A 24066-nucleotide genomic window follows, 5' to 3' on the forward strand; every position below is an offset into this window, starting at 1 on the left:
TGAAGGGCGCTGCTTATGCCAAAAAACCGCGTCAGGCCTGGCAATAAAGCTTGTTCGATTATATTAACGATGAGCAATGATGAAAGAATCTTATAATTCTATGGTTATGCCCAATTCATAGGCGGCAGGGAAAAGCGTCCTAAGCTCAGATCGAAAGAGTATTTAACGAATAGTTTTTAGAACTTTAAGCTCAGGCCTATTTCGTCACAGATCGAGCTCGCCATGTCCCTACGTCACCCCTTCGCCGCACTCCTCGGCTTGCTGGCTCTGTCCGTCGCCATCAGCGCGCAGGCCCAGGAAACCGTACGCATCGGTTACCAGAAGTCCTCGACCCTGATCACCCTGCTGAAAACCCAGGGCACCCTGGAAAAAGCCCTCAAGGCCGACAACATCGACGTGAGCTGGCACGAGTTCCCCAGCGGCCTGCCGCTGCTCGAAGCACTGAACGTGGGCAATGTGGATATCAGCGCCGACGTGGCCGACACCGTGCCGATCTTCGCCCAGGCGGCCCAGGCCAAACTCACCTACTTCGCCCAGGAAGCGCCCTCGCCCGCCGCCCAGGCCATCGTGGTACGCAAGGACTCGCCGATCCAGAACCTGGCGGACCTCAAGGGCAAGAAGATCGCCGTGACCAAGGCCGCTGGCACCCACTACTTGCTGATCGCCGCACTGGCCAAGGCGGGGCTGGCCTTTTCGGATATCGAACCGGCCTACCTGTCACCCGCCGACGGTCGCGCGGCGTTCGAGAACAACAAGGTGGACGCCTGGGTTACCTGGGAACCCTTCCTGACCAGCGTGCAGCGCCAATTGCCCACACGCACCCTGGCGGACGGCGCAGGGCTGGCCAGCTACAAGCGTTACTACCTGACCGGTACGCCGTACGCCAAGGCGCACCCGGAAGTATTGAGGGTGGTGTACGAGCAGTTGGAAAAAGCCGGGCAGTGGGTGAAAACCCACCCCCAGGATGCGGCCAAGGTGCTGGGGCCTTTGTGGGGCAACCTGGATGTAGCGACGGTGGAAGCAGCCAATGCGCACCGCAGCTACCTGGTGCAACCGGTAACGCTCGATCAATTGGGCGAACAGCAAAAAATCGCCGATGCGTTCTTCAAGGCGGGGTTATTGCCCAAGGCGGTGGATGCCAAGGATGTACAGACCTGGAAACCTTGAGGGCGTAACAGGGAATACTTCAACTGTGGCGAGCGGGCTTGCCCCGCGTTGGGTTGCGAAGCGACCCTGGAAGGAGGAATGCGGTGAGTCAGGCACTCTTCGGCCGCTGGTGTGGGGGCTGCTTCGCAGCCCGACGCGGGGCAAGCCCGCTCGCCACAGATTTGGATCACGATGGTCACAACAGGGTGCGGGCCAGGGCCTTTTTCCATTCGCTGTAACGCCCCGCCATCGCGGGATCATCCTGCGGCTCAAACCGCTCCCGCTGCCGCTCCAGCGCCCCCAGCGCTGCATCGCTCGCCCACACCCCCGACGCCCTCCCCGCCAGGTGCGCCGCGCCCAATGCCGAGACTTCGGGTGACAGGCTGCGCACCACCGGGCGTTGCAGCAGGTTGGCCAGGAACTGCATCAGCCAACGGTTGCGCGTCGCGCCGCCGTCCACCCACAGCTCTTTCAACGGGCTGCCGATGTCCTGCTGCATGGCCTCGAACACATCGCGGATCTGATAACCGATGGACTCCAGCGACGCCCGCAGGATATGCGCACCAGAGGTGGCCTCGGTCAGCCCACAGATCAGGCCCCGTGCATCGGCCTTCCAGTGGGGCGCGCCCAGCCCGGACAACGCCGGCACGAAATACACGCCGCCGTTATCCGACAGTTGCGCCGCCTGTTCGGTGAGGGCATCGAGGGATTCCCCCGCCACCAGGCGCGAGGCCCACTGCACGGCGGCGCCGGTATGGACGATGTTGCCTTCCATGCCGAACGTCGGTTGACCACCATCGTGCCAGGCCAGGGTGGTGGACAAGCCGTGAGTCGAGGCAATCGGGCCGCCCATGGGCGTCATCAACGACGACCCGGTGCCCAGTGTCGCTTTCACCAGCCCCGGCGCAAAGCCGCCCTGCCCGTACAGCGCGGCATGGGAGTCGCCAATCATCGACATTACCGGGATGCCGGCGGGCAACCCGCCCGCCGCAACGGTTTCGGCAAAAAAGCCTGCACTGGGCTGGATGGGGGCCAATGCGGCCAATGGAATCTTGAACAGCGCCAGCAGCGCCGGGTCCCAGGCACAGGTGTGCAGGTTGAACAGTTGCGTGCGGGCGGCATTCGAGTAGTCGGTGGCGAACGCCTGGCCGCCGCTGAGCTTCCACAGCAACCAGCTGTCCACCGTGCCCAGGCAGATATCACCGGCAGCGGCGCGTGCGTGGCCATCCTCAAGGTGGTCGAGAATCCAGCGGAACTTGCCGGCCGAGAACATCGGGTCCAAGGCCAACCCGGTTTTTTCCAGGATCAGCGCTTCATGCCCCTGCTCATGCAACTGGGCACACAACGCGGTGGAGCGCCGGCATTGCCAACTGATGCACGGCGACAGCGCTTCGCCGGTATGCCGGTCCCAGGCCACCACCGATTCTCGCTGGTTGCTGATGGCCAGCGCGGTGATCGGCCGGTCCACCTGGGCCAGGCACTCCTCAATGGCGGCCAGGGTGCTGTGCCAGATCAGCAGCGGGTCCTGCTCGGAAAACCCCGGCTGCGGATGGGTAATGCTCAGCGGCCGCGAGCCCCGCGCAATCACCTGTCCGCGCTCGTTGACCAGCACCGCCTTGGCGTTGCTGGTGCCTTCATCTATCGCCAGGATCAGCGGCGTATTGTCTGTCATCGCATTCACCGCAACCGAGTGGCAGCCGCCACAATCCCAGCCGCGTCGATGTTATGCAAGGCGCGGGTCGGTTCGCGAGCGCCGGCGGCGGCATATTCACCATCGCCGATGCCCAGGCGCACCAGGGCAATCCCCAGCCCGGCTTCGGCCAGCACTTCGGCCACCAGGCTGCCGACGCCACCGTTGATGTTGTGCTCTTCGACCGTGATGACCGCCCGCGTGCCTCGCAGGGCGCTGAGCAACACGTCACGCTGCAATGGCCGGATCGACGACAGGTTGATCACCTGCGCCTGGACACCCTGCTCCGCCAGCACCCGTGCCGCATCCAGCGCTTCATGCACCACCGAGCCCAGGGCGACGATGCTCACGTCCGCGCCCTGGCGCAGGATATCCACCTGCCCTGGGGCAAATTGATAGTCGCCCGTGTGCAGGTCCGGCAACGCTTTGCCGTCAAGCCGGATATACACCGGGCCGTGGTAGCGCAGCGCGTAGTCGACGATCTGCCGGCATTCAAGCGCGTCGGCCGGAGCAAAGATCTGCACGTTGCCAAAGCCGCGCATTACCGAAATATCGTCGAGGCTGTGGTGCGTGCTGGCCAACGGGCCGTAACTGGCACCGGCATTCAGGCCGAACATCTTCACGTTGGCCTGGTTGTAGCAGACGTCGACTTTGATCTGCTCATTGGCCCGCGAAATCAGGAATGGCGCTGCGTTGCAGGTCGCAGCGATCTTGCCGCCCAGGGCCAGGCCCGCCGCGACGCTGACCAGCGACTGCTCGGCAATCCCCACATTGATCAGACGCTCGGGAAAGCGCTGCACAAACGGCCCGATCTTGGCCGTGGAGGTGGAATCGCTGACCACCGGCACCACGTCCAGCCCGGCATCGACGGCGGCAATAAAGGCTTCCACCATGACGCTCGCCAGATGTTCACTCGCCATGATTCAACTCCTCCAGTGCCGCGTTGATTTCATCACCCTTGGGCACGCGGTGGTGCCATTCGGGACGGGCTTCGATAAACGACACGCCCTTGCCTTTGATGGTGTGGGCGATCAGCACCTGGGGCGCGCCGGTCTTGGCATGCATGCTTTCCAGGGCTTCGATCAACTGGCCCGCGTCGTTGCCGTCGCACTCGCTGACACGAAAACCGAAGGCCGCCCATTTCACGTCCAGCGGGTCCAGCGGCATGATGTCCGCCGTCAGGCCCGCCAGTTGCAGCTTGTTCTTGTCGACGATCACGAACAGGTTATCCAGGCCGTATTTGGCCGCCGCCATCGCCGCTTCCCAGTTGGAGCCTTCAGCCAATTCACCGTCGCCGGTCAGCACATAGATGCGTTTTTTGCTGCCGGACATCTTCGCCGCCAGCGCCAGCCCCACCGCCACCGGCAGGCCGTGGCCGAGGGCGCCGGTGTTCAGTTCGATGCCAGGGGTTTTCTGTCGCACCGGGTGACCCGGCAGGTGGGAGTTGAAGTGCTGGTAGGTGGGCAGCCAGTCGACGGGGATGTAGCCCGCCTGCGCCAGGCAGCAATACAAACCACCGACACCGTGGCCCTTGCTCTGGATATAGATATCGCGCTCAGGGTCTTCAGTGCGTTCCGGCCCGGTATTGAGAATGCGGAAATACAGGGTGGCAAGAATATCGGTTTCCGAGAGATCGGCCCCGGTGTGGCCGCCGGCCGGTGAGTCGGCATTCAGGCGGATCACATGGCGCCGGATCAGGCGGGCCTGTTCTTTGATCTGGTGGGCGTCGTACTGGAAGGCATTCATGCAGCGGCTCCTTTGAGGCTGACCACGCGGGGTAAAAGTGTGAAAAGCTGTATTTGAATATTTATTCAGCAGTGACAATATATTTCTATTTAGACGCCGAACGCTCGACAGGTCAAGTGAATGACCGGTGGAAAAATCAAATAAAACCTGGAAATGTCCCTCGGACAAACGGCCGAAATCCCACACGCGCGTATCTATCCCGTGGCTTTGCGCCGGATGAAAGTCGCGATCCAGAGGCCTGTTGGAAAAATTAAGCGCTTGACATTGCCACGGTGGCACTGGAATCTGAATTAACAGTCAAGCACGCATAAATATTCAGCGCACTTGAAAGCACTCCAAAAAAAATAAATCAGGAGAACACTGTGGACGCCAAAGCTACTGTCCAGCACCCGGCCGAACTCAAGCCGCCCCACCGCCCCCGGTTGGTGAAACTGCTTCCCAGCAATATCGGCGGCCCGCTGATCGGCCTGGTGTTGCTGGTGCTGGTCTTCTCCTTCAGTTCCGAATTCTTCTTCTCGCTGCGCAATGGCCTGAACATTCTTGATCAGGTCACAGTGCTGGGCATCCTCGCAATTGGCATGACCGCCGTGATCGTGATCGGCGGCATCGACCTGTCGGTGGGGTCGGTGCTGGCCTTCTCGATGATGATGCTCGGCTGGCTGTACCAGGATCAGGCGGTGCCACTGGGGTTTGCGATCCCGATCTCGATAGCCAGCGGCATGCTCGCCGGGCTGGTGTCCGGCGCCTTGATCACCTATGCCAAGCTGCCGCCGTTCATTGCCACGCTGACCATGATGTCGGTGGCCCGTGGCCTGGCGAACATCCTCACCGAAGGCCGGCAGATCGTCGGTTACCCGGACTGGTTCACCAGCCTGGCCACGGTGCGTCACTTCGGCTTTCTCTCGGCAACCGTCGGGCTGTTCCTGGTGATGCTGGTGGTGGCCTGGGTGTTCCTGCGCTTTCGCGCCGGCGGCCGTAACCTGTACGCCATGGGCGGCAGCCCGGAAGTGGCGCGCCTGTCCGGCATCAAGGTGCGGGCGATCACCCTGTGGGTATACGCCATCAGCGGTGCGCTGGCCGGCATCGCCGCCGTGACCCTGGCCGCGCGCCTGGACTCGTCTCAACCCAGCGCCGGCCTGAGCCTGGAACTGGACGCCATCGCCGCCGTCGTAATTGGCGGCGCCAGCCTCAGCGGTGGCGTCGGCAGCATCGGCGGCACCCTGGTCGGTGTGCTGATCATTGGCGTGCTGCGCAATGGTCTCAACCTGCTGGGCGTTTCGCCCTTCATTCAACAAGTGGTGATCGGCGTGGTCATCGCCCTCGCCGTGACCATCGACACCCTGCGACGCCGCTCCAGCACTGCCCGTTAAACCTGTTCGACAGTTGACACCCTCCAACAATAAAACCAGGAGTCACCGACATGTTCAGCCCCAAGAAACTGCTGTTGGCCACCGCCCTCGCGGCTGCCACCCTCACCGCTGCCGGCACCACCTGGGCCAAGGACCTGACCATCGGCCTGGCCGTGGCCAACCTGCAGGCCGACTTCTTCAACCAGATCAAGCAATCGGTGGAAGCCGAGGGCAAGGCCAAGGGCATCAAGGTGATCACCGTGGATGCCCAGGGCAACTCCTCCACCCAGGTCAGCCAGATTGAAGACCTGATCACCCGCCAGATCGATGTGCTGATCTATATCCCTGCTGGTGCCACTGCCGCCGGCGTCCCGGTAAAAGCCGCCAAGGCCGCCGGCATCCCGGTGATCGCCGTGGACCGCAACGCACCCGATGCACCGGGTGACACCTTTATCGCCAGCGACAGCGTGGCCGGGGCCAAGACCCTGGCCGAATACGTCGGCAAGATCACCGATGGCAAGGGCCGCATCGCGATCCTGCAAGGCCAGCTCGGCACCACCCCCGAGAACGATCGCGCCAAGGGTTTCGAAGAAGGCTTGAAAGCTTTCCCGGACCTCAAGGTCGTCGCCCAGCAACCCGCCGAGTGGGCCCAGGACAAAGGCTTCGCCGTGGCCCAGGACCTGCTCCAGCGTGACCCGAACATCACCGTGTTCTTCGGCCGTGCCGATGCAATGGCCTTGGGCGCTGCCCAGGCGGTGAAGGTCGGCAACCTCGACCACAAGGTCGTGGTGGTCGGTTTCGACGGTGACGTCGCCGGGCTCAAGGCCGTGGAAAGTGGCGTGCTGAATGCAACCATGACCCAGCAGACCCAGAAGATGGGCCGCCTGGCCGTGGCATCGGCCATCGACCTGAACGCCGGCAAGGCCGTGCCCAAGGAGCAACTGTTGCCCACTGTGCTGACCACCAAAGAAAACGTCGCGCCGTTCCTGCAACAGCACCCGTAAGCCTTGGAGGTCGTCATGCAAGCAGCAGCCCTGGACACCGCCCACGCCGACGCGGTGCTGTGCCTGCGCAATATCGGCAAGGCCTATGGGCCGGTGCAGGTACTGTCGCAGGTCAATGTGGACATCCGCCCCGGCGAAGTGCTGGCCCTGCTCGGTGAGAACGGTGCGGGCAAGTCGACCTTGTCGTCGATCATCGCCGGGCTGGTACAGCCTGAAGCCGGGGGCAGCATGACCTGGCGCGGCGCGCCTTACGCGCCCGCCTCGCCCGGTGCGGCGCTGGGCGCCGGGATCGGTCTGATCCACCAGGAAATCCGCCTGCTGCCGCAATTGTCGATCGCCGAGAATATCTTCGTCGGTCGCCTGCCCATGCGTCATGGGCGGGTGGACCGCGCGTACATGGAGGCCCAGGCGCAGATCCAGCTGGAGCGCCTGGGGCTCAAAGTGCCGGCATCGCGCAAGGTCGAAGGCCTGAGCGTGGCGGCCCAGCAATTGGTGGAAATCGCCAAGGCGCTGACCCTCAAGGCCAGCCTGTTGATTCTGGATGAACCCACTGCGGCATTGGGCGGCGAAGAAACCGAGTTGCTGTTCAAACAGGTGGAACGGCTCAAGGCCGAGGGCGTGTCGTTTATCTATATCAGCCACCGCCTGGAAGAAATCGCACGCATCGCCGACCGTGTGCTGGTACTGCGCGACGGACGCCAGATCGCCTTGCACGCCACCGCCCAGGTGCCGGTGCGCGAACTGGTGGAACAGATGGTCGGGCGCAGCCTGGAGCGGATTTTCCCCGCCCTTCAAGCGCCACAGGATCGCGTGATGTTGCAGGTCAAGGACCTCGGCTGCCGCGAATTTGCCTTGCACGGCATCGACTTCAGCGTGCGCGCCGGCGAAGTGTTCGGCATTGCCGGCGTGGTCGGCGCCGGGCGGACCGAACTGGTGCGCACTATTGCCGGCGCAGCACAGGATGTCCAAGGCCACCTGGTACTCGACGGTCAAGTACGCCAGCTGCGCTCGCCCTTCGAGGCGATCCAGGCCGGCGTGGTGCTGGTGCCCGAGGACCGCAAGCAGCAAGGCGTGGTGGTGGAACACCGCATCGAAGACAACCTGATCTACGGCAACACCGACCTGCTGGACAAGCGCGGCTGGGTATTCCCTGCCCCGCTGCGCGAATTCGCCCGCACGGCGGTGGCCCGGCTGGGGGTGAAAGGTGCGCCGCAGTCGCGCATCTCCAGTTTGTCCGGTGGTAACCAGCAGAAGGTGATCATCGCCAAATGGCTGGCGCGCAACCCCAAGGTCTTCATCCTGGATGAACCGACCCGCGGCATCGACGTGGGTGCGCGGGCGGCGATCTATGAAGTGATCGCGGACCTGGCGGCCAAAGGCATGGCGGTGATTGTGGTGAGCTCGGATCTGGATGAGGTGCTTGGTTTGTCGCACCGCGTCCTGGTCATGAGCCGGGGCCGGCAGATGGGGATTCTGGAACGTGGCGAGGCCACCCCCGTGTCGGTGATGGAAATGGCGACTGCCTGACCCACAAACAATGAAGATCCAATGTGGGAGGGGGCTTGCCCCCGATAGCAGTGGTTCAATTGAAAAATTTATAACTGATACACCGCCATCGGGGGCAAGCCCCCTCCCACAGGGGTCGGCTGTGATTTCAAATAACGGAGTTATCCATGCAGCTTTTTAGTCTTCAAGGCCAAGTGGCCTTTGTCACCGGCGCCGGCAGCGGCATTGGCCAGGCGATTGCCGTGGGGCTGGCCGAGGCCGGCGCGGATGTGGCCTGCTTCGATCTACCGGGCAGCCCCGGCATCGCCAGCACCGTCGAACGCATCCAGGCCCTGGGCCGTCGTGCCCTGGCCTTGAGCGGTACGGTCACCGAGCGCGCCGCACTGGACGCGGCGGTGGCACGCACCGAAGCCGAACTGGGCCAACTGAGCGTCGCGGTCAACTGCGCCGGCATCGCCAATGCCCAGGCCGCCGAAGACCTGGACCTGCAACGCTGGCAGACCACCCTGGACATCAACCTCACCGGAATTTTCCTCAGTTGCCAGGCCCAGGCCGCCGTGATGTTGCCCCGTGGCAAAGGCGCCATCGTCAATATCGCCTCGATGTCCGGCAGTATCGTCAACCGTGGCTTGCTGCAAGCGCACTACAACACCTCCAAGGCCGGTGTGATTCACCTGAGCAAGAGCCTGGCGATGGAATGGGCCGACAAGGGCTTGCGGGTCAACTGCATCAGCCCCGGCTACACCGCCACGCCGATGAACTCGCGCCCGGAAGTCGCCGACCAGGTGAAGATCTTTGAACAGACCACGCCCATGGGCCGCATGGCCAGCGTGGAAGAAATGGTCGGCCCGGCGATTTTCCTGGTCAGCCACGCCTCGTCTTTCTGCACCGGTGTCGACCTGTTGGTCGATGGCGGCTTTGTGTGCTGGTAGGAGTTCGTCATGTCCCAACGATTCAACGGTAAAACTGTGGTCATCACCGGTGCCTGCCGGGGCATCGGCGCCGGCATTGCCGAGCGTTTCGCCCAGGAAGGCGCCAACCTGGTACTGGCTTCCAACGACCTGGAACGCGTGACCTTCACCGCCGACCAACTGGCCCGGGAATACCAGGTCGACACCCTGGCCCTGGCCATCGACGTCACCCGTGAAGACGATATCGAAAAGCTCTACCGCGAAGGCCACGCCCGTTTTGGCAGCATCGACGTGTCGGTGCAGAACGCCGGCATCATCACCATCGACCACTACGACAAGATGCCCCGTGCCGATTTCGACAAGGTGCTGCAGGTGAATACCACCGGCGTGTGGCTCGGCTGCCGGGAGGCCGCCAAGTACATGGTCAAGCAAGGCAGCGGCCGGCTGATCAACACCTCCTCCGGCCAGGGCCGCCAGGGGTTCATCTACACGCCCCACTATGCCGCGAGCAAAATGGGCGTGATCGGCATCACCCAGAGCCTGGCGCTGGAACTGGCGCGGCATGACATCACGGTGAATGCATTCTGCCCCGGCATCATCGAAAGCGAGATGTGGGACTACAACGACCGGGTGTGGGGCGAGATCCTCAGCACTGACGAGAAGCGCTACGGCAAGGGTGAATTGATGGCCGAATGGGTCAAGAACATCCCCCTGCGCCGCGCCGGCAAACCCTCGGATGTGGCGGGCCTGGTGGCGTTTCTCGCCTCGGACGATGCCGCCTACCTGACCGGCCAGGCGATCAATATCGACGGCGGCCTGATCATGTCGTAAGGGTTTGGTATCCTCACGGCCATTGAGTCATGCCTTTTACTATAAAGAGCCCTGAGGCCTTCATGAGCCAGATCGAAGAACAGCGCCTGATCACCAAGATCGCGAGCCTCTATTACGAAGAAGGGCTCAAGCAGTCCGAGATTTCCGCGCAACTGGACCTGTCCCAATCGTTTATCAGCCGTGCCCTGCGCCGGGCGCTGCAGGAAGGCGTGGTGAAGATCACGGTGATGCGCTTGCAAGGCCTGCACCTGGAACTGGAAACCCAGTTGCAGCGCCGCTACGGCGTGCGCCGGGTGATCGTGGTGGAAGCCACCGAGCCCGGCAATGACGAGAGTATCAAGCAGGCCATCGGTTCGGCCGCCGCCCACTACCTGGAAACCAGCCTGTCGCCCCAGGACCGTATCGGTATCTCGTCGTGGAGCAGCACCATTCGCGCCATGGTCGGCCACTTGCACGCGCAGCCGGGCAAACAGGCCGCCCAGGAAGTGGTGCAACTGTTGGGCGGCGTCGGCCACAAGGGCGCGTTTGAAGCCACTTTGCTGACCCAGCGCCTGGCGACCCTGCTCAACTGCCCGGCATTTTTGCTGCCCTCGCAAAGCATCGAGCAATCGGTGGAGAGCAAGCAGCGCATCGTGCAGATGGAAGAGGTCAAGGAAGTGCTGCAGCGCTTTGACAGCATCACCCTGGCGATTGTCGGCATCGGCGACCTGGAGCCCTCGCAACTGCTGCGCAACAGCGGCAACTACTACACCGAAGACATGTTGCGCCTGCTCGCCGAACGCGGCGCGGTGGGCGATATCTGCCTGCGTTACTTCGATGCCCAGGGCAAGCCGGTGCTGGAGGAAGATGAAGAATTCGTGGTCTCGGTGGCGCTGCCCAAGCTGCGCGCCATCCACCGGGTGCTCGGCCTGGCCGGTGGGTTGAACAAGGTCCAGGCCATTCGTGGCGCGCTCCAGGGCGGCTACCTGGACATCCTGATCACCGACCTGGACACCGCACAGGCCCTCAACCAATAACCGTTTCTGGAGACTGCCGCTCATGACGTCCAAGCTCGAACAACTCAAGCAATTCACCACCGTGGTGTGCGACACCGGCGACCTGGAAGCCATCAGCCGCTTGCGCCCGGTGGACGCCACTACCAACCCGTCGCTGCTGCTCAAGGCCGCTGCCATCCCGGAATATGCCGAGTTGCTGCGCAGCGCGGTGGGCCAGTCCAAGGGCGATGTGGACCTGGCATGTGATCGCTTCGCGGTTTCAGTGGGCTGCGGCATTCTCAAGGTGATTCCGGGGCGCATCTCCACCGAAGTCGATGCGCGCCTGTCCTTCGACCAAGACGCGCTGTGGGCCAAGGCCAACCAGTTGATCGCGCTGTACGACCAGGCCGGTGTCGGTCGCGACCGCGTGCTGATCAAACTGGCCTCCACCTGGGAAGGCATCCGCACCGCCGAGCGCCTGGAAAAGGCCGGGATCCAGACCAACCTGACCCTGCTGTTTTCGTTCGTCCAGGCCGCCGCCTGCGCCGACGCCGGGGTGTTCCTGATTTCACCATTCGTAGGCCGCATCTATGACTGGTACCGCAAGAACACCGGCCTGGACTACACCGGCACCGAGGACCCAGGCGTGCAGTCCGTGACGCGGATCTACAACTACTACAAGGCCAACGCCATCAACACCGTGGTCATGGGCGCCAGCTTCCGCACCCTCAGCCAGATCGAGCAACTGGCGGGCTGCGACCGCCTGACCATCAGTCCCGAGCTGCTGCAAAAGCTCGATGAAGACCAGGGCCTGCTGGAGCGTCGATTGAATCCGGGGGCAGTTGGGGAGCCGCGCCAGACCCTCAACGAAGCGCAGTTCCGCTGGGGCTCCAACGAGGACGCGATGGCCACCGAGAAACTCGCTGAAGGCATTCGCCAGTTTGCCCGCGACCAGGAAAAACTCGAAGCGGTGCTCGCAACGCTCTGAGCCCTGGACCGTTATGCCGTGCACAACGTCGCCGCCGAGATGATCGGCATGGCGACGCTGGGGTTCAGGCGGGCACTTTTTTACGGCACTCATCCATTGCTCGAGCCGCCACCGCGCCCATCACGCCGCCCACGATCGGCGCCAGCCAGAACAGCCAGAGCTGTGCCAGGTAATCAACTCCGGCAAACAATGCCGGCCCGGTGCTGCGCGCAGGGTTGACCGAGGTGTTGGTGACGGGGATCAGGACCAGGTGAATCAAGGTCAGCGCCAAGCCAATGGCAATCGGGGCAAAGCCAGGCACCGCGCCGGGTGCGGTCACACGCATGATGATGAAGACGAAGAAAAACGTGGCGATCAGTTCGGCCAGCAAGGCAGCCTTCATGTCGAAATGACCGGGGCTGAGCGGGCCATAGCCGTTGGCAGCAAAACCACCCACCGAGAAATCCGCCTGCCCGTTGGCAATCAGGAACAACGCGGCAGCAGCAGTAATCGCCCCCGCAACCTGCGCCACGATGTACGGCAGCACATCAGCGCCCTCGATACGGCGCCCCACCCACAGGCCGATGGTCACCGCCGGGTTGAAATGCCCGCCGGAAATACCGCCCAGCGCATAGGCCATGGTCAACACCGTCAGCCCGAACGCCAGGGAAACCCCCACAAAACCTATACCCAACCCGGGGAACGCAGCCGCCAGGATGGCGCTGCCACAGCCGCCGAAGGTCAGCCAGAAAGTACCCATGAACTCTGCAGTCAAACGTTTTTGCACAATCAACTCCCATTGCTGCTCAAGTGCCGTCGCCACGGGAGGTGGGCGGCCCGAGGCGACGGTAGCAATGGGTATCAATATGTCGTGTAGGACTTGTCTTGTCTTAGCGGCTTACAACGCCCTGCCCAAATTTCCTGATCGCCAGGCAATACCCGATCAGGGCTACCGCCGCCAGCAACCCACCGGCCGCGCCGATCCAGGCGAAGCCGAACTGGCTGCCGACCCAACTGCCCATCAGCGCGCCGCCGCCAATGCCGATGTTGTAGATGCCGGAGAACATCGCCATGGCCACGTCGGTGGCGTCGGGCGCCAACACCAGCACCTTGGATTGCATGGCCAGGCCGAAGCCCATGATCGCCATGCCCCAGAAAATGCTCAGCACCACCAGGTAAGATTCGGCTCCGCTCAAGGGCAGCAGCAACGCCAGGCAGGCGCTCAGGATAAACACCGCGCCCACCACGAACAGGTGCGGGTTGAAACGGTGCACCAGGCTGAACAGCAGCGAGCCGATGATGCCCGCGCCGCCGAACACCAGCAGGATCAGGGTCACCGCGCTGCCGCTCATGCCGGCCACGCCTTCGACAAAGGGCTCGATGTAGCTGTAGGCGGTGAACTGCGCAGTCACCGTCATCGCGGTGAGCACATACAGCGCCACCAGCGCCGGGCGCTTGAACAGCAGTGGCAGGCTGCGCAGCGAGCCGGAGTTCTGGCTCGGTAACAACGGCAACGTACGCGCCAGCCAGAACACCAGCGCAGCGGCGAACGCGCCGATCACCAGGAACGTGGTGCGCCAGCCCATGGCCTCGCCCAGCAGACGGCCCAACGGAATACCCAGCACCATCGCCAGGGAAGTGCCAGTAGCCAGCAGGCCGAGGGCTTGCACCTGCTTGCCTTCCGGCGCCAGGCGCACCGCCAGCGAGGCGGTGATCGACCAGAACAGCGCATGGGACAAAGCAATGCCGACTCGGCTGAGCATCAAGATGCCAAAGCTGGTGGCCACACTGGACAGGACATGGCTGGCGATGAACAGGCCGAACAGCACGATCAGCAGCTTGCGCCGCTCCACGTTGCGGGTCAGCAGCATCACCGGCAGCGACGTCAGGGAGACGATCCAGGCGTAGATGGTGAGCATCAGCCCGACGCTGGACACCGGCATGTCGAAGCTGGCGCCGATGGCACTGAGCAGCCCGACGGGCACGAATTCGGTGGTGTTGAACACAAACGCGGCCAACGCGAGGGCGAAGACCGGTTGCCAATTGGCTTGGGGCGTTGCGGCTGAAATGCTCATTGAAGGGCGCGGTACTCGGACGATGATCAGACGGCCACCCAGGACAAGCGCCGCCGCCGGGCATTCTATAGGTTTCCGGCCCGGCTGTTGACGCTCATCCCGCTCAAAATCACCTCAACCGGGTCAGGGTGCGGTCATGATGAACACGTAGACCCCGATTGAATGGGCTTGCCGAGGGCATCCGCTCGTATATACCGCTGGTCGTAACAGCGACAAGGCCTTCGGCGTAGATCAAGGGTCAACCTGCCCCATCAATTCCGGAATCGACTCCGGCCGATTCGCATAACGCTGTGCCAACGCCGCGCACACCATCAACTGGATCTGGTGGAACAGCATCAGCGGCAGGATCAGCACGCCCATGCTCGCCCCGGCGAACAGTACCTGGGCCATCGGCACACCGGTGGCCAGACTCTTTTTCGAACCGCAGAACAGGATGGTGATACGGTCTTCCTGGTTGAAACCGAACGCCTTGCCCAGCACCGTGGAGGCCACCAGCACCAGGCCCAGCAACACGCAGCACGCGACCACCAGGCCGCCCAGTTCCCACAGTGGGATCTGGTGCCAGATGCCTTCATTCACCGCTTCGCTGAACGCGCCGTAGACCACCAGCAGGATCGAGCCCTGGTCGACGAATTTCAGCCAGGACTTGTTGCGGCCGACCCACGCGCCGATCCAGCGGCGGGCGATCTGCCCGGCGATAAACGGCAGCAGCAATTGCACGCTGATTTTCAGGATCGCGTCGACCGTCGAGCCGCCCTCGCCGTGCACATTGAGCAGCAGCGTCACCAGCAACGGTGTCAGGAAGATGCCGAACAGGCTGGACGCCGCCGCGCTGCAGATCGCCGCCGGGATATTGCCCCGCGCCAGCGATGTAAAGGCAATCGCCGATTGCACCGTGGCCGGCAAGGCGCACAGGTAGAGCATGCCCATGTACAGGTCTTTACCGATCAGCGGCGACAGCACCGGCTTGAGCGCCAGGCCCAGCAACGGGAACAGCACGAAGGTCAGACTGAACACCAGCAGATGCAGGCGCCAGTGCCCGGCGCCGGCGACGATAGCCTGGCGCGACAGCTTGGCGCCGTGCAGGAAGAACAGCAACGCGATGGCCAGGTTGGTGACCCAGCCGAAGGCCACGGCGGTCTGGCCGCTGGCGGGCAGCAGGGAAGCGAGAATCACCGTGGCGATCAGGGTCAGGGTGAAGTTGTCAGGCAGGAAACGGGGGCGAGTCATAAGCAGGATCTTCCGGGGGTTGCCAAGAGCGTCATCGCGACTCTAACGTAACGGCTTGTTACCGACTAACGCCAATGAGCCAACAAATGCCGCCTAAAGGACATGCCAACACGGTGCGCCGTAGCGTGCCAGGCCTTTCCAGCCTGCCTCGGCCGGTGTATGGGCGCACCGAATCGCTGCCCAACCGCGCCCTGACCCGCCGGCACAGTCACCCGTGGGTGCAATTGTCCTACGCGATTTCCGGGGTGCTGGAGATCCAGACCAGCGTCGGCCGCTTCGTCGCACCGCCCCAGCGCGCGGTGTGGATTCCAGCCGGTGTACCGCACCGCGTGTTCAGCTCGCCCCACACCGAAATGCGCAGCCTGTACCTGGATTGCAGCGTCACCACCTGGGCGGCGGAGCGCTGTCATGTGCTGGCGGTGAGCAGCCTGCTGCGCGAGCTGATCCGCAGCTTCAGCGAACTGCCGGTGGAGTATGCCGAGGATGGGCCGGACGGGCGCCTGGCCCAGGTGGTGCTGGATCAGTTGGCGGCGGCGCCGCACGTCGATCTGATGCTGCCATTGCCGTCGGATCCGCGCTTGCGGTCGATCTATCGCAGCCTGAGTGCGCACCCGGAACAGCAAACAACCTTGGGCCAGTGGAGCCAGAAACTGGGGGTGAGCGAGAAGACACTCAGTCGGTTGTTCTTGAGCGACACCGGGCTGACGTTCCGCGCCTGGCGCCAGCGCCTGCGGTTATTGAGCGCCCTGCCCGCCCTGGAGCAAGGCGAGCGGGTCACGGATGTGGCGCTGGGGTGTGGCTATGAGTCGACGTCGGCGTTTATCAATGCGTTTCGGCAGCAATTCGAGGCCACGCCCGGTGAGTTTTTCCGCTGATCATTCCGTTACAGGGCGTTGGCTGCGGTCACCGCATTGGATATCAAAAACGCTGGCCAAACGCCTGCGCCCTTTGGCAGTCACCGTCAGCGCGCGCGAATCAAGCGTTCGCGCCAGCCACCCGCCTAGCAGCATATGATCCAGCAGTAACGCCCCCAGCGCTCCTCCCACATGGGCACAGCGTTGGCTCCAGTCCAGGCATGGGTAGGCGAAGCGCCGGCGCGCCTGGACTCGAGCGGTAAGATCCAGGCCCAGTTCTGCCATGCCTTCCATGCCCGTTGGCGTCAATTGGTACATCCCCTGCTGCAGCGCCATCCATTCGCGCTCCAACAAGGCGTCATGCACCTTTACCCCCAACTCACCGGCCAAATGATCGTAGCAACTACGGGCATGGCGCAGATGGCACGGAGTGGACGGCTTGAACGCCGGCAGTTCAAATGAACTGATCGCCAGCAGCGCCTCCAGCGCATGGGCGACATCGCTGTTTGCCAATTGAAAATAGCGATGCTTGCCTTGGCTGATCATCGTCACCAGCCCTTGCTCCAGCAGTTTTTGAAAATGGCTGGACGCCGTCGACGAGCTCTTCTGCGCGACCACTGCCAGTTCTGTGGCCGTGCGCGCACGCCCATCGAGCAGGCAACAGAGCATGCGCGCCCTGGCCGGGTCGGCAATCGCAGCCGCTACATGGGCCAGGCGCAATTCGGAAGGTTCAACATCCATAGTTCGATGCTCCTCGAAGTGAAAGCCATATCGGCAGAGTACTTTACAAGCCAATCCAGGAGAGATGCCGATGAATCACACGCGTTTTTTTGGCCAGACCGTACTCAGGTGTACGTTCGTTATGGCAATCATTGGCTGGGGAGTCGGGTTCTACGGCCCGCCGATTTATATGCAGGCCGTCATGGATCGCACCGGGTGGCCGATTGACGAGGTGTCTGCGGCGGTGACCCTGCACTTTCTCAGCGGCACCCTGGTCATCGCCAATCTGCCGCGACTGTACAAACGCTGGGGTATACCCGCAGTAACTTGGGTGGGCAGCCTGATCCTGGGCATCGGGGTTAATATCTGGGCTCAAGCGGACGCGCTGTGGGTGCTATATTTCGGCGCCATGTGCTCGGGTATCGGCTGGGTCACATTGGGCGCCGCGGCCGTCAACACGCTGATTGCGCCCTGGTACATCAAAGGGAGGCCAACCGCACTGGGCAAGGCCTATAACGGTGCAAGCCTGGGTGGGGTGATCTTCTCGCCGCTGTGGGTACTCTTGATCGAGCGATTCGGCTTTGCCATCGCGGCCTTGGCAATAACCCTGGGCACCATTACGCTGACTGCCGGGTTTGCTGTGTGGGTGTTCGGCAAAACACCGCAGAGCGTGGGCCAGCAACCTGACAATCTCGCCACGCCGTCCGCATCACCGCTCCATGCCCCTGTCATCCCCTGGACGACCGTGCAGACATTCCGATCGGCACAATTTCGCACGCTGGCCGCCGGCATGTCCCTTGGTCTGTTTGCACAGATTGGGTTGATCGCCCATCTGTATTCGATCCTGGTCGTACACCTGGGCTCCCGCCCTGCCTCATTCGCCATGGGCTTGGCCACCGCCAGCGCCATGGGCGGGCGATACATCGCCGCGCACTGGATGAGCCAAGGCATTAATCGTCGCCATTTGGCTTGCCTGGCTTATGGGGTTCAACTGCTGGGCACCTTGATGTTGCTTTGCCTGCAATTGGACCCTGCGGTCGCCTGGATAGCAGTCGTGCTGATCGGCTCCGGGATCGGCAACGCCACATCGCTGCCACCGTTGATCGCGCAAACCGAGTTCAGCCACGAGAATACCGCGAAGGTCATCGCTCTGATGGTTGCCCTCAGCCAGGCCATCTACGCTTTCGCACCCGCCGGCTTCGGCCTTATACGCGCGGCATTTGTCGATCCGCAAGAGGCGATTGTTGCCGTGGTGGTGGTGGCCGTCACCGTTCAACTGCTGGCAATTCTGTCCTTCTATCGCGGCGCAGCCCTGCCCACCTGCAGAACGACCGCTTACTGAGCTCGCGCTTGAACTTGGGCCTCTCAACTGCCATTGCCGCCATGGGCCTCTTCGAAGAAGTAGTCCTTCCAACTGGCGGCCTTGTTTTTCAGCACGCCCAGTGCCTGCAATTTCTCGGCGTAGATGTAGGTACGCTGCGGCACGATGGTGAAGTCGATTTCCGGGTCTTGGACGATTTTCTGCACCAGGTCCAACGGCAACTTCGACTGCTCTACGCGGATATACGCCTTGGCTGCCGCTGGCTTGTCAGCCTTGATGATCGTCTCGGCTTCGGCCAATGCGTCATAGAACGCCTTGTAGGTCTTGGGGTTTTCGTCGTGGAATTTCTGCGTGGTGTAGAGCACGTTGAACGTGGCCGGCCCACCGAGGATGTCGTAGGAACTGAGCACCTTGTGCACGTTAGGGTTCAGCAGTTCCTGATACTGGAACGGCGGGCTGGAGAAGTGCGCGTTGATCTCCGATCCCCCGGCAATCAACGCGGCGGTCGCATCGGGATGGGCCAGGCTGATGGAGATGTCGTCGAACTTCTTGAAGTTGGCATCGCCGAACTGCTTGGCGGTTTCGATCTGCAAGGTGCGCGACTGGAAACCCACACCGGCGGCGGGCACGGCGATGCGGTCTTTTTCGCTGAAGTCCTTGAGGGTCTTCACGTTGGGGTTGTTGGTCAGCAGGTAGTTGGGCATCGAGCCCAGGGAGGCGATGGCCTTGACGTTCTGCTTGCCCTTGGTGCGGTCCCACAGGGTCAGCATCGGCGGCACGCCAGCGGAAACCACGTCGAGCGCACCGGCCAGCAGCGATTCGTTCATCGCGGTGGCGCCGGAAATGCTGTTCCACTCCACCTGGATATCCAGGCCCTGTTCCTTGCCGTGTTTTTCGATCAGATGCTGGTCACGCACCACGTCGAGGATCAGGTAGCCGATGCCGAATTGCTGGGCGATGCTGATCTTGCCTTCGGCCTGGGCGCCGATACTGATCAGGGCTGTCGCAGCCGCCAAGAGGGTCAGGGAGGAACGCTTGAAAGTCATGGGAGTCTGCCGCGTTTTTAAGAAGGTGATGGAGCCTAGCGACGATTTTTAAGAGTGGAAAAGAATATCGGGATCTATTGTTATGCAAATGGCCCACAAACCAGCCCCCGGCTGCTATTGTGCCGCGCTTTGAAAAACTGCCGAACCAGCGAGGAAATGGACGTTGAACACTGACGAAAAAATGACCGGGGACCTGTTCGAGGTGGATAAGCGCCTGTCACTCAAACCCGTGGTGGACTTCAACGCCTACCTGCGCAGCGCGTTCGGCGACGGCCCGTGCAGCTGCATCCGCTGCACCGATGGTAACGGCGATGAAAACGGCTATGCGTTCCAGCACAGCTTCACCTTCGACGGCAAACCCACCCAGCGCCGCTTCGCCACCACGGCGGGCAGCGATGTGTTGCAGGTGTTGAAGAAAGCCTGGTTGTCGTACACCAAGGCCGAATTGCCGCTGAGCGGTGTGCTGGCGCTGGATACGGTGAAGGAGTTTGTCGAGCCGCAGTTGCACAAGCGGTTGGTACCGCTGTTTTTGGCCAGTGGGTTGGTCAAGGATGTCGACGGTGCACTGCATCTGCAGCCACAAGCGGCCTGATTGCTCGCGCAGTAGGTCAATGGGCAGCGCGACTCTGGGCCAGCAGGCGGTCGACCACTTGCTGCAGACACACGTGCTCATCGGCGCCCGAGGCCCGGGCGTCGGCATGGCAGTGCAATTGATCGACGGCGCTGTTGCCTGACGCCAGCAACCTATGCAGGTCATCAAACACCTGAGGCTCGCCCATGGCCTCGGCGGTGGCCGCAAAGATGCGTTGCGCCTCTAGCAGCCACTGTTCAGCAGTGCCCATCGTCCCCTGGTCATCCAGCGCAAAGCTGCCCGCAGCACCGTAGCGCTTGGCCTGCCAGCGATTCTCCTTGAGCAGCCAGCGCGCCTCGGCGGTGAACCCGGCGCCGGGATGTTCCAGGGCACAGGCATGAGTGACCATTACCCGAAACAAGGTGGCGAGCACCAACGCATCCGCCAGCCTGGGGCAGGCATCGGTCATGCGCAGTTCCAGGGTGGGATAACGCGCCGCAGGCCGAATGCCCCACCACCCGTTGCCATCGGCCTTGATCGCACCGACGCGCTGCAGCAATGCCAAATAGCGCAAGTACGCCGACCAATCGGTGAAGTGCTCGGGAACGCCCATGCGTGGCCACTCATCGCACGCGGCCTGGCGATAGCTCATGAACCCTGTGGGTGCGCCCTCCCAGAACGGTGACGAGCAACTGAGGAGCAGCAATAACGGCAACCAGGGCGAGACCTGATTCATCACCGCGATGCGGTCGATTCCGGCCGGCACCTCGACATGCACGTGCAACCCACAGAGCACACTGCGACTCGCGACGTACTGGATGTCTTCGAACAATTGCTGGAAATGCACGCGGTCGGTGGCCGTTTGCTCGCGCCATGCCGCCAAGGGATGGCTGCCGGCACAGACCACACCGAGACCGAATGCGCCCAAGGAGCGGGCGAGGTTGTGGCGCACGGTGGCCAGGTAATCCGCCGCCTCACTGCTGGCCTTGAACACCGGGGATGCCACCTCAATCTGGCCCTGGAACATCTCGAGGGCGAAGCCCGGGCCAATCGCCTGCCGGCAGGCCGCCAGCACCGCCGCCGACGGTTCGCCGACCATGTGCCGCGTGTGCAGGTCGGTGATGAAGTATTCCTCTTCGATACCGAAAGTGAGCATGACCTTCAGCGCAGACGGGTGACGGTGAGCGCGACCACCGCAATCCGCTCTACCCGCTCGTAGCCCGGCTTATCCAACTCTTCGCCAAATACGTCAGGGTCCAGTTCACGGTAGGTCCAGCCGAACGCATCGCTGCCGAGCAATGGCTTGACCGCCGCCAGGAACGGGTCCTCGCCCGCGACTATCGCCACACCGGTATACAGCACCAGGCTGCCGCCACGGGCCAGGCGACCCAGGGATTCGCCGGCGATGCGCACCGACAACTGCTCACCCAATGCACCGCCACCGTGGCGATAGGCGCGTTGACGGTCATCATTCATGTACGGCGGGTTGGCCACGATCAAATCGAACTCGCCCTCCACGCTTGCCAGCACATCGCTGTGGTAGGCGCTGACATTGCTCAGCCCGGCCAGCTCGGCATTCACGGCGGTCATGCGCAGGGCGCGCGGGTTGATATCCACCGCCAACACCTGCGCGTCATGTCGAGCGCGGCCGATCACCAGTGCCCCTACACCCGCGCCGCAGCCGATATCCACGGCGCGCTTGAGCGGTTCGAAGCGCTGTTGCAGATGGGCTTCGATCACCTGGGCGAAGCGGTAGCTGTCGGGGCCGAAGAACACGGCATCCGGTTCAGTGGTGGGGTATGCGGAATGCGCAAACAGAAGATCGTCCAGGCTGGACCAACGCACCGCGCTGCGCCACAGCGCGCCATGCGGTTCGACGAGATCGGCTTGTTGCAGGTCCTCGCGGAAGGTGTCGGGCACCAGGTCGCGGTCAAACGGCATCGACCAGCCGAATACGTCGCGAAGGTCCGATGCCTGGGAGGCAGCCCGACGTTGATAGACGCGTTCGTGGGTCAAGGGAGTCGGGGTGATGAAACGGTAGCCGCGCTGCTTCAACCCGCGGCCCAGGTTCAACAGGGCGCGATCGGCCAGGTGTTGTGCAAACATGGGAAGTTCCTTAGCGCAATCGCGCGCGCAATTGAATAAAGCGGCGGGTCGCGTACAACCCGGCGGGCGTGCAATGGCGTCGCGCCGACATCCACGGGATCAGTGCGTTGAGCTGCTGTTGATCGGACAGGTTGCACAATGAATCAACCAGCGCCTGGGTGTCCGGGTCCGTCGGGCGTTGCTGCTCGCGGGAAAACCGGCTGCCGCGCCCGGGCCGCACGGGCGGCACACGTTTGTCACTGATCCAGTCGCCGGCGATCCAATCGTGCAGCATCTGTTTTTCATAGCCGCTGAACACGCCGAACATCGCCGCGCCTGCGCCCTCGATCAGTTGCCAGAATCGACTTTCGGCCGGGTCCTGGTTGCGCTTGATCCAGCCCTTGTCTTCCAGTGCCTGGAGAAAGGCGCCGATCTGCCCCGGCTGACCCAGCCACTGGTTGACGGTCTTGCCTTCGAAGCGGCAATAGTCCGAGTGCATGTGTTGGCCGAAGCTGCGCTTGCGCTCGAGCATCGCGACCACTTCGTCCTGCAGGTTGAAACCGCTGATAATCGCGGTGGTTCCCGGGCCCAGGTCGTTGAGGCGGTACCCCTCGGCCACCCGGCGGTAGAAATCCGCCCTGCCCTCGCCCAGCGGCAGCAGGCTCAGTACCGACTGCGCTGCCTTGCAGGCGTGGCCGCTGCTGGCGTTGTCGATGGTCACGTGCAGGGTGAAGTAATACGGATCGATGCCCAGTTCGCTCAACTCGTAGGCGGTGATCAACAGGTGCAGGGGCAACTGTTCGTAGCCCAGGTTGAAGCCGATGATCTCGGGCAGAAAGTCCTGCGCGCACAGGCCCAAGGCCATTTGCAGGGCGCCCTGCAGGTAATGCGCGTCTTCAAGGCCCGCTTCGCTGTCGGCATCGTGCTCGCTGAGCAGTTTGCGGTAGATCACCACATGGTTCTGTGCAGCTATACCATCGCCCAGTTCCTCAAGATACGTGGTGAGCAGACCGTCAAAGCGGGGGTCCAGCCAGTGGCGCAGCAGGCCATTGAGCCAAGCGCCGTCGACCTGTTTGGTCGGGGCTACGTGTTGCAGGAAATACAGCGCATGGGCCTTGTTCTGGAAATAGCGACGTGGCCGACCTTGTTGGCGTTGTTCAAGGTAATCGGCATAGGCCTGGGCCACCTGCGCGCAACGCTGCTCGACCCAGGCGGGCAGTTCCTCGGGCACCGGGGGCAAGTCGCCGGGGCGGTCCTGCACCTGCGCCAACTGCGCTTGCAGGAACTCCCGCGCCGCCCGTTCAGCGCCCTGGGCTTCACCATAGAGCTGCTGATAAATCCCCTGGTACTGGCCAGGAGCTGAAGGGGTGATGGAGGCCGGCTGGCCCGACAACGCGGTAAGAAGCGTCATGATGGCAGTTTCCACAAAGTCCGATACAACCAGGCCTCCCGACAAGGAGGCCCCGCAAGAGCGCTCAGTACCACACGCTTCTAAAGTGAAGAGCATCGTGGTGTGCGGAAAATTCAATCGGGGTTGAAGAGGGGCGGATCGACGGTCAGGAGCGGTACGGTCTTGAATGCCTCCCGCCACGGTGGGGTCACTTTGCGGCACATGCTGCGCCTCCACCAGAGCGTTCAGCCGGGCGCAAAGGCTACCACCGGCGCGGGATACGGCGCGGACTCCAGGCGATTACAAACGCCAGCGGCGTAACAGCCAGTAAAGGCTGTATGCAGGAACCGGGCATGCCGCATCGGTTTTTTTGTAAACGATGTCGACAGGTTCTGTAGTACCCCGACGACGATCACCTCCCTGGGCGCTCACCACCGTTTCAACATCGCGAAAAGCCCAACGCGCCCGAAAGAATATCCAGCAGCTCCCCACGGCAACGCCCTAATGGGCGCATCGTTGGACGATGGCTATCACCGCAGGCGCAGCCCGTGGTTTTTGGGCATCCCCCCCTTTCGGCAATGGTCAACAATTGGAGTGAATGGATTTGTTTCCACCGCCCCGCGCCGTGGTCTTCGCAACAGTTGCTCACA

General features: G+C 62.7%; 22 protein-coding genes. 11 read left to right on the forward strand and 11 right to left on the reverse strand.

What is annotated here, in order from left to right; genetic code table 11:
• The first annotated feature begins 222 nt into the window (after positions 1 to 222).
• On the forward strand, positions 223 to 1167 hold the full coding sequence (locus BMX59_RS16800; RefSeq protein WP_071491766.1) for an aliphatic sulfonate ABC transporter substrate-binding protein: 945 nt from the start codon (positions 223 to 225) through the stop codon (positions 1165 to 1167).
• A 175-nt stretch (positions 1168 to 1342) separates the two neighbouring features.
• On the opposite strand, the gene BMX59_RS16805 is transcribed toward BMX59_RS16800, so the two are convergent.
• Genes BMX59_RS16805 through BMX59_RS16815 form a run of 3 tightly spaced genes read right to left on the reverse strand, consistent with a single transcriptional unit; the run spans position 1343 to position 4582 of the window.
• Complete coding sequence (locus BMX59_RS16805; RefSeq protein WP_093123666.1) at positions 1343 to 2818, reverse strand: FGGY family carbohydrate kinase; 1476 nt, start codon at positions 2816 to 2818, stop codon at positions 1343 to 1345.
• A 5-nt stretch (positions 2819 to 2823) separates the two neighbouring features.
• Positions 2824 to 3756, reverse strand: a complete 933-nt coding sequence (locus tag BMX59_RS16810; RefSeq protein WP_093123670.1) for a transketolase family protein — start codon at positions 3754 to 3756, stop codon at positions 2824 to 2826.
• Positions 3746 to 4582: a transketolase gene (locus BMX59_RS16815; RefSeq protein ID WP_093123675.1), complete on the reverse strand. Its 837-nt coding sequence runs from the start codon at positions 4580 to 4582 to the stop codon at positions 3746 to 3748. The genes BMX59_RS16810 and BMX59_RS16815 overlap by 11 nt, the downstream gene beginning before the upstream one ends.
• Positions 4583 to 4944: 362 nt before the next feature.
• Here BMX59_RS16815 and BMX59_RS16820 point away from each other — a divergent pair, with 362 nt between their 5' ends.
• The 7 genes from BMX59_RS16820 (at position 4945) to tal (ending at position 12145) form a co-directional block, all read left to right on the forward strand.
• Positions 4945 to 5952 (forward strand): ABC transporter permease, encoded by a 1008-nt coding sequence (locus tag BMX59_RS16820; protein WP_071491770.1) that lies wholly within the window; start codon positions 4945 to 4947, stop codon positions 5950 to 5952.
• 50 nt (positions 5953 to 6002) lie between these two features.
• A complete protein-coding gene (locus BMX59_RS16825) occupies positions 6003 to 6935 on the forward strand; it encodes a sugar ABC transporter substrate-binding protein (RefSeq protein ID WP_092245215.1) in 933 nt (310 codons plus the stop codon).
• Positions 6936 to 6950: 15 nt separating this feature from the next.
• Positions 6951 to 8462, forward strand: a complete 1512-nt coding sequence (locus tag BMX59_RS16830; protein ID WP_093123681.1) for a sugar ABC transporter ATP-binding protein — start codon at positions 6951 to 6953, stop codon at positions 8460 to 8462.
• A gap of 131 nt (positions 8463 to 8593) precedes the next feature.
• Positions 8594 to 9373 (forward strand): SDR family oxidoreductase, encoded by a 780-nt coding sequence (locus BMX59_RS16835; RefSeq protein ID WP_256572978.1) that lies wholly within the window; start codon positions 8594 to 8596, stop codon positions 9371 to 9373.
• Positions 9374 to 9382: 9 nt separating this feature from the next.
• Positions 9383 to 10183 (forward strand): SDR family oxidoreductase, encoded by an 801-nt coding sequence (locus BMX59_RS16840; RefSeq protein ID WP_093123689.1) that lies wholly within the window; start codon positions 9383 to 9385, stop codon positions 10181 to 10183.
• A gap of 62 nt (positions 10184 to 10245) precedes the next feature.
• Positions 10246 to 11199 (forward strand): sugar-binding transcriptional regulator, encoded by a 954-nt coding sequence (locus BMX59_RS16845; RefSeq protein ID WP_071491775.1) that lies wholly within the window; start codon positions 10246 to 10248, stop codon positions 11197 to 11199.
• 22 nt (positions 11200 to 11221) lie between these two features.
• On the forward strand, positions 11222 to 12145 hold the full coding sequence (gene tal / locus BMX59_RS16850) for a transaldolase (RefSeq protein WP_093123694.1): 924 nt from the start codon (positions 11222 to 11224) through the stop codon (positions 12143 to 12145).
• A 64-nt stretch (positions 12146 to 12209) separates the two neighbouring features.
• Here the strand turns inward: tal and aqpZ are convergent, their stop codons facing one another.
• The 3 genes from aqpZ to BMX59_RS16865 all read right to left on the reverse strand — a co-directional run bounded on the left by aqpZ (position 12210) and on the right by BMX59_RS16865 (position 15429).
• On the reverse strand, positions 12210 to 12911 hold the full coding sequence (aqpZ, locus tag BMX59_RS16855) for an aquaporin Z (RefSeq protein WP_092245530.1): 702 nt from the start codon (positions 12909 to 12911) through the stop codon (positions 12210 to 12212).
• Positions 12912 to 13014: 103 nt separating this feature from the next.
• Entirely contained in the window at positions 13015 to 14199 is a 1185-nt protein-coding gene (locus BMX59_RS16860; RefSeq protein WP_093123699.1) for a sugar transporter, read from the reverse strand.
• Between the two features lie 231 nt (positions 14200 to 14430).
• Positions 14431 to 15429: a bile acid:sodium symporter family protein gene (locus tag BMX59_RS16865; protein WP_071491778.1), complete on the reverse strand. Its 999-nt coding sequence runs from the start codon at positions 15427 to 15429 to the stop codon at positions 14431 to 14433.
• A gap of 86 nt (positions 15430 to 15515) precedes the next feature.
• Between BMX59_RS16865 and BMX59_RS16870 the strand changes: the two genes are divergently transcribed.
• On the forward strand, positions 15516 to 16304 hold the full coding sequence (locus tag BMX59_RS16870; protein ID WP_092245197.1) for an AraC family transcriptional regulator: 789 nt from the start codon (positions 15516 to 15518) through the stop codon (positions 16302 to 16304).
• On the opposite strand, the gene BMX59_RS16875 is transcribed toward BMX59_RS16870, so the two are convergent.
• Positions 16305 to 17024 (reverse strand): helix-turn-helix domain-containing protein, encoded by a 720-nt coding sequence (locus BMX59_RS16875; protein ID WP_093123705.1) that lies wholly within the window; start codon positions 17022 to 17024, stop codon positions 16305 to 16307.
• Between the two features lie 70 nt (positions 17025 to 17094).
• Between BMX59_RS16875 and BMX59_RS16880 the strand changes: the two genes are divergently transcribed.
• Positions 17095 to 18345: an MFS transporter gene (locus BMX59_RS16880; RefSeq protein ID WP_093123709.1), complete on the forward strand. Its 1251-nt coding sequence runs from the start codon at positions 17095 to 17097 to the stop codon at positions 18343 to 18345.
• A 23-nt stretch (positions 18346 to 18368) separates the two neighbouring features.
• On the opposite strand, the gene BMX59_RS16885 is transcribed toward BMX59_RS16880, so the two are convergent.
• A complete protein-coding gene (locus tag BMX59_RS16885) occupies positions 18369 to 19370 on the reverse strand; it encodes an ABC transporter substrate-binding protein (RefSeq protein ID WP_093123714.1) in 1002 nt (333 codons plus the stop codon).
• 163 nt (positions 19371 to 19533) lie between these two features.
• Between BMX59_RS16885 and BMX59_RS16890 the strand changes: the two genes are divergently transcribed.
• Positions 19534 to 19962 carry a hypothetical protein gene (locus BMX59_RS16890; RefSeq protein ID WP_093123719.1) on the forward strand — a complete coding sequence of 143 codons (429 nt, stop codon included), beginning with the start codon at positions 19534 to 19536 and terminating at the stop codon, positions 19960 to 19962.
• Positions 19963 to 19978: 16 nt separating this feature from the next.
• On the opposite strand, the gene BMX59_RS16895 is transcribed toward BMX59_RS16890, so the two are convergent.
• Genes BMX59_RS16895 through BMX59_RS16905 form a run of 3 tightly spaced genes read right to left on the reverse strand, consistent with a single transcriptional unit; the run spans position 19979 to position 23437 of the window.
• Entirely contained in the window at positions 19979 to 21097 is a 1119-nt protein-coding gene (locus tag BMX59_RS16895) for a carboxylate-amine ligase (protein WP_093123722.1), read from the reverse strand.
• Between the two features lie 5 nt (positions 21098 to 21102).
• Positions 21103 to 22047 (reverse strand): methyltransferase, encoded by a 945-nt coding sequence (locus BMX59_RS16900; protein WP_093123725.1) that lies wholly within the window; start codon positions 22045 to 22047, stop codon positions 21103 to 21105.
• 10 nt (positions 22048 to 22057) lie between these two features.
• Complete coding sequence (locus BMX59_RS16905; RefSeq protein ID WP_093123728.1) at positions 22058 to 23437, reverse strand: iron-containing redox enzyme family protein; 1380 nt, start codon at positions 23435 to 23437, stop codon at positions 22058 to 22060.
• Positions 23438 to 24066 lie beyond the last annotated feature (629 nt).

Origin of the sequence: Pseudomonas sp. NFR09, from assembly GCF_900111535.1 — a bacterium.
Lineage (GTDB): Bacteria > Pseudomonadota > Gammaproteobacteria > Pseudomonadales > Pseudomonadaceae > Aquipseudomonas > Aquipseudomonas extremorientalis.